Below are 10,972 nucleotides of genomic sequence, written 5' to 3' on the forward strand. Positions count from 1 at the left end.
AATGAATTACTCGGCAGCGCCTTCTTCAGCTTCACCTTCTTCTTCGTCTTTGACGATACGCGGTGCGTGGACGTTGGCGATTGCCAGGTCAGTACCGTGTGCCAAAGCGACGAACTCAACGCCTTTAGGGGCTTTCAGTTCGGACAGGTGAACGTTGTCACCTACTTCCAGCGTGCCCAGATCAACTTCGATGAACTCTGGCAGGTCTTTCGGCAGGCAGGTCACTTCCAGTTCAGTGGTAGTGTGCGAGATCTCGCCGCCTTTCTTGACCGGAGCTTCTTCGTTCAGGAAGTGGATCGGCACGATTGCGGTCAGTTTCTGGCCGGCAATAACGCGCACGAAGTCAGCGTGCATCACGTGGCCTTTGGCCGGGTGACGTTGCAGCGCCTTGATGATGACGTTTTGCTTCTTGCCACCAACGTTCAGCTCGATGATGTGGCTGTAGGCCGCATCGTTTTCCAGCAGTTTGGCAACTTCCTTGGCCAGCATGCTGATGGACTCGGGGGCTTTGTCGCCACCGTAGACGACAGCTGGAACCAGGCTAGCGAGACGACGCAGGCGGCGGCTCGCACCTTTCCCCAGGTCGGAACGCTGTTCTGCATTCAGGGTAAATTCGTTCATGTTGTATCTCCAAATTAACCACATCCACCGTTGCGTTTGCGACCAGCGCTCGGATGGTATGGGCAAAAAAGCCCCGCCCTGACCGGATGTCAGGGCGGGGCGCTTTTCGTCTGCGTGATGTCAGTTAACGGAACATCGCGCTGATCGATTCTTCGTTGCTGATGCGGCGAACCGCTTCGGCGACTACCGGGGCAATATCCAGTTGACGGATACGGCCACAGGCTTGAGCGGCGGCGGACAACGGGATGGTGTTGGTCACCACCAGTTCGTCCAGCACGGAATTTTCAATGTTTTCGATCGCCCGACCCGACAGCACAGGGTGTGTGCAGTAGGCGAAGACCTTGGCAGCACCATGCTCTTTCAGGGCCTTGGCCGCGTGGCACAGCGTGCCGGCGGTATCGACCATGTCATCAACCAGAATGCAGGTACGCCCTTCGACATCACCAATGATATGCATCACTTCGGAGTGATTGGCTTTCTCACGGCGTTTGTCGATGATCCCGAGATCGACACCCAGGGATTTGGCGACAGCACGTGCACGCACGACACCGCCGATATCCGGGGAAACGATCATCAGGTTTTCAAAGCGCTGATCTTCGATGTCATCCACCAGAACGGGGGAGCCGTAGATGTTATCTACCGGAATGTCGAAGAAGCCCTGAATCTGGTCAGCATGAAGATCAACCGTGAGTACACGATCGATTCCCACCACGGTCAGCATGTCAGCGACAACTTTTGCGCTGATTGCAACACGTGCGGAGCGCGGACGGCGATCCTGGCGGGCATAACCAAAGTAGGGAATCACAGCAGTGATTCGGGACGCTGAGGAGCGACGGAAGGCATCAGCCATCACGACGAGTTCCATCAGGTTGTCGTTCGTGGGTGCGCAGGTCGGCTGAATGATAAAGACGTCTTTACCGCGGACGTTTTCATTAATCTCAGTGCTGATTTCACCGTCGGAAAATTTTCCAACAGAAACATCACCCAGTGGGATATGCAGCTGACGTACTACACGCCGAGCGAGATCGGGGTTGGCATTCCCCGTAAAGACCATCATCTTGGACACGCGCAGTACCTAGAGGCTGAGGGTAACCTGGATGAGTATAGAAAATGGCAGGGGCGGCTGGATTCGAACCAACGCATGGCAGGATCAAAACCTGCTGCCTTACCGCTTGGCGACGCCCCTGTATTGAATCAATCGAGTGCCTGGCACTCAATTCCTGCTACAGAATTTGCAGCTTACGATGCAACATCGAGATGTTGCTTCCTTTCGCTACGAACCCCGTAAGGGTCTCTGTAAGAAGGGCCGAGACTTTATCAGCTTCAGCTTTGTTTGGGAAGGCCCCAAACACACAACTTCCAGTTCCGGTTAATTTTGCTTCGGTAAATTTACCTAACAAATTCAAAGCGTTACGTACTTCTGGGTAACGCCTCTCTACAACCGCCTTACAGTCATTTCGACTGTTTCCCTTGGGAACGGGGCGCACTTTAATGGGCGGCGTGTCGCGTGTCAACAACGGATCTGAAAAAATTTCTGCTGTACTTACAGCGACTTGCGGAACGAGCACCAAATACCACGGTTCTTCCGGGTCCACCGGGGTGAGAATTTCGCCGACGCCCTCAGCAAAAGCGGCATGTCCACGCACAAAAACCGGTACATCGGCGCCCAGCGTCAGCCCCAGTTGCGCCAGACGATCCTCATCCCAACCGAGCTGCCACAAATGATTCAGGGCCAGCAGGGTGGTCGCTGCATCCGAGCTGCCGCCGCCGATACCGCCACCCATGGGCAGGCGTTTTTCCAGCCAGATATCCATGCCCAGTGTGCAACCGGACTGTTTTTGCAGCGCTCGGGCAGCTTTGACGATCAGGTTGCTGTCATGCGGAACGCCGGGAACATCGGTCTGCAGGCGAATCTCGCCATCTTCGCGAACGGTAAAACCCAGTTCGTCGCCGTAATCGAGAAACTGAAACAGCGTCTGCAGTTCGTGATAGCCGTCAGGGCGACGTCCCAGAATGTGCAGCATGAGATTGAGTTTTGCCGGGGCAGGCAAAACCAGTTTTGGCGTGCTCATGGTCATTGCCCCAGTTTGCGAGGCTGCCAGTCCTTGATGACCAGCGTGACATCCAGGTCCTGCCCGTGCAGCTTGACGCGCTCTGGCAGCCAATAACCGTTCTGCTCGACGTAACTGAGGTATTCCACCTGCCAGCCATCCTGTTCAAGGCTGGCCAGCCGGTTGTCGCCATCGAGTGTCACGCTGCTTTTGCTGTCCGGTGCCGGCAGACCGCGTACCCACCATACGAGGTGGGACACGGGCAGCTTCCAGCCCAGTTGATCCTGCAGCAGTGATTCTGGCGAGGTGGCTTCGTAGCGGCCCTGATTGGCGACTTCGAGCACCACGGCGCCGGGCCTGCCGGTCAGCCGCGCTGCACCACGGCCGAGCGGGCCGGACAGGCGGATATCGTAGTAATCCTGGCGTTGCAGCCAGAACAGGGTGCCGCTGCCAGAGTCTTTCGGCGCGCGGATACCGACTTTACCGTTGATCTGCCAGCCATCGAGGCTGCTCAGTTGTTGTTTGTGCTCGCGCCATTGCGCGGGGTCACCCTTGCCCTGAACGGCTTCGCGGGAGGTGAGGCCGGCGCAGCCGGTGAGCAGGGCGATGAGGCTGAATACGATTACATGGCGCAAAAACATAACGTCAAAGGGTCTCTGATCCGGTCAAGCGTCGCAGTGTGCTGCGCAGGACGGTGCTGTCGGGTTGTTGTTCCAGGGCCTTGGCCCAGACTTTTTTGGCTTCGCGCTGCTCGCCCTTGGCCCAGAGTACTTCGCCCAGGTGAGCGGCGACTTCGTGGTCGGGGAAGCGCTCGAGTGCCTGACGCAGGTAGCGCTCGGCATCGTCCAGATTGCCCAGGCGGTAGTTCACCCAGCCAAGGCTGTCGAGCACTGCCGGATCATCAGGGCTGATCTGGTGAGCTTTTTCGATCAGTTCGCGGGCTTCGCTATAACGCGTGGTGCGATCGGAAAGGGTGTAGCCCAGCGCATTCAGCGCCATGGCGTTTTCCGGCTCGCGCTTGATGATGGTCCGCAGGTCTTTTTCCATCTGCGCCAGATCATTGCGTTTTTCAGCCAGCATGGCGCGGGTATACAGCAGGTTGGCGTCATCCGGGTATTGCTTGAGCGCCTGATTCAATACCTGCCAGCCACGATCCAGCTGATCATTGCTGGTCAGGGTTTCGGCTTCGATCAGGTACAGCTGCACGGCATAATCGGGCTCTTCGGCGCGGGCTTCGGACAGCCGTTTGGCGGCTTCGGCACCGTTGCCGTTGCTGACCAGAATATCGGCCTGGCGCAATTGCGCCGCCAGGAAGTCCGGGCCGGGGCCTACCTGAGCGTATTCGTTGAGCGCGCTTTGCGGGTCATCGCGCTCTTCGTGGATGCGGCCCAGATTCAAGTGCGCTGAATCGACATGCGCGCCACGGGCGATCAGTTCTTCCAGATAGCCCGCCGCTTCGTCCCAGGCCTTGGCTTCAAGGCACACCAGGGCCAGCGAGAAGCGCAGCTCGTCGTCATCCGGATACTGCTGCAAGAGTGCGGCAAACTGCACTTTCGCGTCTTCCATGCGGTTCTGCTCGACAAGCATGCGCGCATAGGTCAGGCGCAGGCGCTTGTCGTCGGGGTATTTCTTGATGCTTTTTTCCAGCAGGGGCACCGCTTCCTTGCCTCGGTTCATGCTTTGCAGCAGGCGGGCGTGCAGCAGGATCGGCGCGATTTCACCTTCTTTAGGCGGATTGTCCTCAAGCAGTTTCAGCGACTGTTCGGAATCGCCGTTCTGTTGCAGCAACAGCGCCTTGCCGAAAATCAGCTGACCGTTGTTCGGGTATTTGCCCAGCAGTCGGTCAAAGCTCTTGAGCAGACCATTGCGGGTGTCCGGATCTGTTTCGGCCGCCGACAGGGCCAGGAAATCGAAGTGCGTGTCGCCCTGGCCTTGCAGGACTCTCTCCATGTACACCAGCGAATCGTCGTAACGCCCGGCGCGCGCCAGTTGAATGGCGGCGGCGCGTTGCGCTTCAAGATTGCCCGGTGCGTTCCTCGCCCAGATCAATGCGGTATCCAGCGCCGACTGATCGGCACCCATGTACTCGGCAATCTGATAAGCGCGCTCCGAGACCCTCGGGTCCTGGGTCTTGATCGCCTGGGTCACGTAGTTGTCCAGGGCGATGTCGAAGCGGTTGCGCTGGCCAGCCAGCTCCGCACTCAACAGGCTGACCAGGGTGTCCTGAGTGAACGAGCCATAGACCTGCGGCTTGGCTTCAGGCGCGGGCGGGGCGTCCTTTTGAGCGGGCACAGGCTGTGACGAGGCGGGAGTCATGGACTGACAGCCGCCCAGAAAGGCGAGAGCAAGGAACAACGCGGAGGATCTATTCATATATAAGAAGGGCGGCTTACCTGCGGTGTGAGCATCATGACACAAGGCTGTTGGCAAAACCCACAGCCGTCGGAAAAACTGATGCAATGCGTGTGTTTGCAGTGTCGCGGACCCAAAAGCACGGTCTGCGACGAGCGATTGTAGTGGGACAATAATATGTGGTGGTTGTTCTGAGCTTATCGAAGTAGGACAATTACCGGCTTCACGTCACCACCTGCGACCCTGAATGGCCTTCCTTGCACTCGGTATCAACCATAAGACCGCCTCGGTCGACGTTCGCGAGCGTGTGGCGTTTACCCCGGAACAGCTGGTCGAGGCATTGCAGCAGCTCTGCCAACTGACGGAAAGCCGCGAGGCTGCGATCCTCTCGACCTGCAACCGCAGCGAGTTGTACATCGAACACGAGCACCTCGGCGCGGACAGTATTCTTGCCTGGCTCGCCGATTATCATCACCTCAGTCTTGAAGAACTGCGTGCCAGTGCTTACGTGCACGAAGATGACGCTGCCGTGCGGCACATGATGCGTGTCGCCTCGGGGCTCGATTCGCTGGTGCTCGGCGAGCCGCAGATTCTCGGCCAGATGAAGTCCGCGTACGCGGTTGCCCGCGAAGCCGGCACGGTCGGGCCATTGCTCGGTCGACTGTTCCAGGCGACGTTCAGCGCCGCCAAACAGGTGCGTACCGACACCGCCATCGGCGAGAACCCGGTCTCTGTGGCCTTTGCCGCAGTCAGCCTGGCGAAACAGATTTTCAGTGACCTGCAACGCAGCCAGGCCTTGTTGATCGGTGCAGGCGAGACCATTACGCTGGTCGCCCGGCATCTGCATGATCTGGGCGTCAAGCGTATCGTGGTCGCCAACCGTACGCTGGAGCGCGCCAGCATGCTCGCCGCCGAGTTCGGCGCGCACGCGGTGCTGCTGTCGGACATCCCGGCGGAACTGGTCAACAGCGACATCGTGATCAGCTCGACGGCCAGTCAGTTGCCGATTCTGGGCAAGGGCGCCGTGGAAAGTGCGCTGAAGCTGCGCAAGCACAAACCGATTTTCATGGTCGATATCGCCGTACCGCGGGATATCGAGCCTGAAGTCGGCGAGCTGGACGATGTTTACCTGTACAGCGTTGATGACCTGCATGAAGTGGTGGCAGAGAACCTCAAGAGCCGTCAGGGCGCGGCGCTGGCCGCCGAGCAACTGGTCAGCGTGGGTGCCGAGGACTTCATGTCGCGCCTGCGCGAACTGGCCGCAGTCGATGTGCTGCGTGCCTATCGTCAGCAAAGCGAACGGCTGCGTGACGAAGAGCTGAGCAAGGCGCAACGTATGCTGGCCAACGGCAGCAATGCCGAGGACGTACTGATCCAGCTGGCGCGTGGCCTGACCAACAAATTGCTGCATGCACCGAGCGTGCAGCTCAAGAAGCTGTCTGCCGAAGGTCGCGTCGATGCGCTGGCCATGGCCCAGGAACTATTTGCCCTCGGTGAGGGCTCGACGGATAAAACCCCGCAATGAAAGCTTCACTGCTCAATAAGCTGGATGTGCTCAGCGACCGTTTCGAGGAACTGACCGCGCTGCTCGGCGACGCGGAAGTCATCAGCGATCAGACACGCTTTCGCGCCTATTCCCGTGAATACGCTGAAGTGGAGCCGGTCGTTGCGCTCTACGCGCAGTTGCTCAGGGTGCAGGGTGACCTGGAGGGCGCACAGGCGCTGCTCAAGGACAGCGATCCGGACATGCGTGAAATGGCCGTCGAGGAAGTTCGCGAAACCAAGCAGCAACTGGTCGAGCTGGAAGCGCAATTGCAGCGCATGCTGTTGCCCAAGGACCCGAACGACGGTCGTAACGTGTTTCTGGAAATTCGCGCGGGCACCGGCGGCGATGAAGCGGCGATCTTCTCCGGCGACCTGTTCCGCATGTATTCGCGTTACGCCGAGCGGCGTGGCTGGCGGGTCGAGATTCTGTCCGAAAACGAAGGCGAGCATGGCGGCTATAAGGAAGTCATCGCGCGTGTCGAGGGTGACAGCGTCTATGGCAAGCTGAAATTCGAGTCCGGCGCGCACCGTGTGCAGCGTGTGCCGGAGACCGAATCCCAGGGCCGTATTCATACCTCTGCCTGTACGGTGGCGGTGTTGCCGGAGCCTGACGAGCAGCAGGCGATCGAGATCAACCCTGCCGACCTGCGGGTCGACACCTATCGTTCTTCGGGTGCCGGTGGTCAGCACGTCAACAAGACCGACTCGGCGATCCGCATTACCCACTTGCCGTCGGGTATTGTCGTCGAGTGTCAGGAAGAGCGTTCGCAGCACAAGAACAGAGCCCGGGCAATGTCCTGGCTATCTGCCAAACTGAATGATCAGCAGACCAGCGCGGCGGCCAATGCCATCGCCAGCGAACGCAAGCTGCTGGTTGGCTCGGGCGACCGGTCCGAGCGCATACGTACGTATAATTTCCCTCAGGGGCGAGTGACGGATCACCGCGTGAACCTGACTTTGTATTCGCTGGATGAAGTTCTGGCGGGCGGGGTCGATGCAGTGATAGAGCCGCTACTCGCTGAATATCAGGCTGATCAACTTGCGGCACTGGGTGAGTAAATGACCATCATCGCAAGTGTACTTAGAAGCGCCGAGCTTCCCGATTCACCGACTGCACGCCTTGATGCCGAGTTGCTGCTCGCGGCAGCGCTGGGCAAACCGCGCAGTTTTCTGCACACCTGGCCCGAGCGCATCGTCAGCACCGAAGCCGCGGTGGCATTCGCCGGTTACATGGAGCGCCGCCGCAAGGGCGAGCCGGTCGCTTACATTCTCGGCCAGCAGGGCTTCTGGAAGCTTGATCTGGAAGTCGCGCCGCACACGTTGATCCCGCGCCCCGAGACCGAAATGCTGGTCGAGGCCGCTCTGGAACTGGTGCCTGCCTACGCACCCGCTCAGGTGCTGGACCTCGGCACCGGCACCGGCGCGATTGCGCTGGCGCTGGCCAACGAACGCCAGCAATGGAAGGTCACCGCGGTTGACCGTGTGCCAGAGGCCGTCGCCCTGGCCGAACGCAACCGGCAGCGCTTGCAACTGAATAACGCTGAAGTCTTCGAAAGTCACTGGTTCAGTGGCCTGCAAGGTCGACAGTTCGACCTGATCATCAGCAATCCGCCGTACATCTCCGACGCCGATCCGCATCTGTCGGCTGGTGACGTGCGTTTTGAGCCGAGCAGTGCGCTGGTGGCCGGTTCCGACGGGCTGGATGACTTGCGCACGATCATCGAACAGGCGCCTGCACACCTCAACGCGGATGGCTGGCTGCTGCTGGAACACGGCTACGATCAGGGGCCTGCGGTGCGTGAACTGCTGATTCGCGAGGGCTTCGAGCGTATTCAGACGCGCCGTGATCTGGGCGAGCATGAGCGCATCACGTTCGGATGCAAGCCGTGCTGAGTGACCAGGAGCTGCTGCGCTATAGTCGCCAGATTCTGCTGCAACACGTCGATATCGACGGCCAGCTAAGACTCAAGCAAAGTCGTGCGCTGATCGTGGGCGTCGGCGGGCTTGGCTCGCCGGTGGCCCTGTATCTGGCCGCCGCAGGGGTTGGTGAGCTGCATCTGGCGGATTTCGATCACGTCGACCTGACCAACCTGCAACGCCAGATCATCCACGACACTCAGAGCATCGGGCAGGCCAAGGTGAATTCGGCCATCGCCCGGCTCAGCGCGATCAATCCCGAGATCACCCTTGTCGCTCATCGCGCAGCGCTGGATACCGACTCACTGGACGCGGCGGTGCAGGCTGTCGATCTGGTGCTGGATTGCTCGGATAATTTCGCCACCCGCGAAGCGGTCAATGCCGCCTGTGTCGCCGCCGGCAAGCCGTTGGTCAGCGGAGCGGCGATCCGGCTCGAAGGGCAGTTGTCGGTGTTCGATCCGCGTCGTGCGGACAGCCCTTGTTACCATTGTCTGTACGGGCATGGCAGCGAAGCCGAGCTGACCTGCAGCGAGGCGGGTGTCATCGGGCCGCTGGTCGGTCTGGTTGGCAGCCTGCAGGCGCTGGAAGCATTGAAGCTGCTGGCCGGTTTTGGCGAACCCATGGTTGGTCGACTGTTATTGATCGACGCCTTGAGCACGCGTTTTCGTGAACTGAAGGTCAAGCGAGACCCGGCGTGCAGCGTCTGTGGTCCGGCCAGCGTGCAGGGCGAGCATGCTTGACGTTCATATGAGCCATGGCAGCGATGCGCCGGTCGGAATCTTTGATTCCGGGGTCGGCGGTCTGTCAGTGCTCAATGAAGTCCGTCAGCTGCTGCCCAGCGAGTCGCTGCTGTATCTGGCGGACTGCGGGCACATTCCCTACGGCGAAAAGACTCCCGAATTCATCATTGAGCGGTGCCTGACGATTGCCGGGTTTTTCCGCGAGCAGGGTGCCAAGGCGCTGGTCGTCGCCTGCAACACGGCCACGGCAGCAGGTGTGTCGCACATACGTCAGCGCTACCCGGACTGGCCGATTGTCGGCATGGAGCCAGCGGTCAAACCGGCTGCCGAGGCGACCCGCAGCGGTGTCGTCGGTGTGCTGGCGACCACCGGAACGCTACAAAGCGCCCGCTTCGCGGCCTTGCTGGACCGTTTTGCCAACGATGTGCGGGTCGTGACCCAGCCGTGCCCCGGGCTGGTCGAACTGATCGAAACCGGCGATCTGGTCAGCCCGCAAATCCGTCAGTTGCTGCAGCACTATGTAGAGCCGCTACTGGCAGCGCGCTGTGACACGATCATTCTGGGCTGCACGCACTACCCGTTCCTCAAGCCATTGCTGCGCCAAATGCTCCCCGAATCGGTCACCCTGATCGACACCGGAGCCGCAGTGGCGCGACAGCTGCAGCGTCTTTTGGCACGGTCCGACCTGCTTGCCAGTGGTGTCGCACGCGACACTGTGTATTGGTCTAGTGACATACCGGACAATTTCAGAAAAATCCTACCTTTTTTGTCGCAAAACGTCGGCGATGTGAGAAGCTTCCGTTTGTAAAAAAAACGTGAAAAAAGGCGCTTTTGGGGTGAACTAACGTCGCCTCCGCGGCTTCTATAAAAGCGGCTGATGAATTCCAACACTTTTCGTACAATTTAATATATTTAGGACGTTTCTCATGAAGAGACTCTTTTGCCTGGCCGTGATTGCGGCCGCTTTGGCAGGGCAAGCTTCAATCGCGCAGGCTGATGGTGTTGAGTTTTCGGTCGGTCAGACCGGCGAGTCGACCATGACTTATCGTCTGGGCGTGCAGTTCGATTGGGATAAAACCTGGCTGCAAAGCGACATCGGCCGTTTGACCGGCTACTGGGATGGCGCTTACACCTATTGGGATGGCAAGGACTACAAGGATAACCACAGCCTGTCGTTCTCCCCGGTTCTGGTCTACGAATTCGGCAACGGCAACGTCAAGCCATACGTAGAAGCCGGTATCGGCGTCTCGGTGTTCTCCAACACCCAGGTTGAAGACCGCAAGTTCGGTTCTGCCTTCAACTTCGAAGACCGTATCGGTTTTGGTCTGCGCTTCGCGGGCGGGCATGAAGTCGGTATCCGTGCGACCCACTACTCCAACGCCGGCATCAAAGAGCCGAACGACGGTATAGAAAGCTACGCACTGCACTACAAGATGCCGTTCTGATTTGACTGGCATTCGTGCCAACGCTTCGCTACAGCACAACGTAATGCCCTGCCCAAAGCCATTGCGCACAAAATGCTTTTTTATCGCGATGGCACTGACAACGCAGAGTGCGACGTTAGTGACGGCTGAGTTCTGGCGCTGATCCGGGGGATGCGAGGCAGAACGCCGAGCAAGCCGCACCGGGCCAAGGATGGCCCGTTGCGGCGGCCCCCGGATCAGTGTCAGGGCGAAGGAACCCGACGAAGTCGGGCCGGAAACAGGAGCGAAAGGCTTTGGTTACTTTGGCCTTATCAAAGTAACT

The 10,972-nt window shown here is 59.3% G+C and carries 11 protein-coding genes and 1 tRNA gene; 6 read left to right on the plus strand and 6 right to left on the minus strand.

Features of this window, described 5'->3' with window-relative positions:
• Positions 1-6 precede the first annotated feature (6 nt).
• The 6 genes from LCH65_RS07265 to LCH65_RS07290 all read right to left on the minus strand — a co-directional run bounded on the left by LCH65_RS07265 (position 7) and on the right by LCH65_RS07290 (position 5,045).
• Positions 7-621 (minus strand): 50S ribosomal protein L25/general stress protein Ctc, encoded by a 615-nt coding sequence (locus LCH65_RS07265; RefSeq protein ID WP_003365632.1) that lies wholly within the window; start codon positions 619-621, stop codon positions 7-9.
• A gap of 124 nt (positions 622-745) precedes the next feature.
• Positions 746-1,687 carry a ribose-phosphate pyrophosphokinase gene (locus tag LCH65_RS07270; RefSeq protein ID WP_003317125.1) on the minus strand — a complete coding sequence of 314 codons (942 nt, stop codon included), beginning with the start codon at positions 1,685-1,687 and terminating at the stop codon, positions 746-748.
• A 45-nt stretch (positions 1,688-1,732) separates the two neighbouring features.
• Positions 1,733-1,807: transfer RNA gene (locus LCH65_RS07275), tRNA-Gln, on the minus strand.
• Positions 1,808-1,844: 37 nt separating this feature from the next.
• Positions 1,845-2,693, minus strand: a complete 849-nt coding sequence (gene ispE, locus LCH65_RS07280; protein ID WP_054080641.1) for a 4-(cytidine 5'-diphospho)-2-C-methyl-D-erythritol kinase — start codon at positions 2,691-2,693, stop codon at positions 1,845-1,847.
• Positions 2,694-2,695: 2 nt separating this feature from the next.
• Positions 2,696-3,313 carry a lipoprotein insertase outer membrane protein LolB gene (lolB, locus tag LCH65_RS07285; RefSeq protein ID WP_226439274.1) on the minus strand — a complete coding sequence of 206 codons (618 nt, stop codon included), beginning with the start codon at positions 3,311-3,313 and terminating at the stop codon, positions 2,696-2,698.
• A 4-nt stretch (positions 3,314-3,317) separates the two neighbouring features.
• The gene (locus LCH65_RS07290; RefSeq protein WP_226439275.1) at positions 3,318-5,045 is read right to left on the minus strand and encodes a tetratricopeptide repeat protein; all 1,728 of its coding nucleotides are present in this window, start codon (positions 5,043-5,045) and stop codon (positions 3,318-3,320) included.
• Positions 5,046-5,271: 226 nt separating this feature from the next.
• Here LCH65_RS07290 and hemA point away from each other — a divergent pair, with 226 nt between their 5' ends.
• The 6 genes from hemA to LCH65_RS07320 all read left to right on the plus strand — a co-directional run bounded on the left by hemA (position 5,272) and on the right by LCH65_RS07320 (position 10,671).
• Entirely contained in the window at positions 5,272-6,549 is a 1,278-nt protein-coding gene (gene hemA / locus LCH65_RS07295) for a glutamyl-tRNA reductase (RefSeq protein ID WP_003433718.1), read from the plus strand.
• Positions 6,546-7,628: a peptide chain release factor 1 gene (gene prfA, locus LCH65_RS07300; protein ID WP_003404940.1), complete on the plus strand. Its 1,083-nt coding sequence runs from the start codon at positions 6,546-6,548 to the stop codon at positions 7,626-7,628. The genes hemA and prfA overlap by 4 nt, the downstream gene beginning before the upstream one ends.
• Positions 7,629-8,462: a peptide chain release factor N(5)-glutamine methyltransferase gene (gene prmC / locus LCH65_RS07305; protein ID WP_096105094.1), complete on the plus strand. Its 834-nt coding sequence runs from the start codon at positions 7,629-7,631 to the stop codon at positions 8,460-8,462. It begins immediately after the preceding gene.
• Complete coding sequence (locus tag LCH65_RS07310) at positions 8,456-9,226, plus strand: molybdopterin-synthase adenylyltransferase MoeB (RefSeq protein WP_161428593.1); 771 nt, start codon at positions 8,456-8,458, stop codon at positions 9,224-9,226. The genes prmC and LCH65_RS07310 overlap by 7 nt, the downstream gene beginning before the upstream one ends.
• Positions 9,219-10,034, plus strand: a complete 816-nt coding sequence (murI, locus tag LCH65_RS07315) for a glutamate racemase (RefSeq protein ID WP_003365613.1) — start codon at positions 9,219-9,221, stop codon at positions 10,032-10,034. The genes LCH65_RS07310 and murI overlap by 8 nt, the downstream gene beginning before the upstream one ends.
• A 118-nt stretch (positions 10,035-10,152) precedes the next feature.
• A complete protein-coding gene (locus tag LCH65_RS07320) occupies positions 10,153-10,671 on the plus strand; it encodes an acyloxyacyl hydrolase (protein WP_002552154.1) in 519 nt (172 codons plus the stop codon).
• Positions 10,672-10,972: the final 301 nt, after the last annotated feature.

Source organism: Pseudomonas sp. MWU16-30316, assembly GCF_020515645.1.
GTDB classification, from domain to species: domain Bacteria; phylum Pseudomonadota; class Gammaproteobacteria; order Pseudomonadales; family Pseudomonadaceae; genus Aquipseudomonas; species Aquipseudomonas cerasi.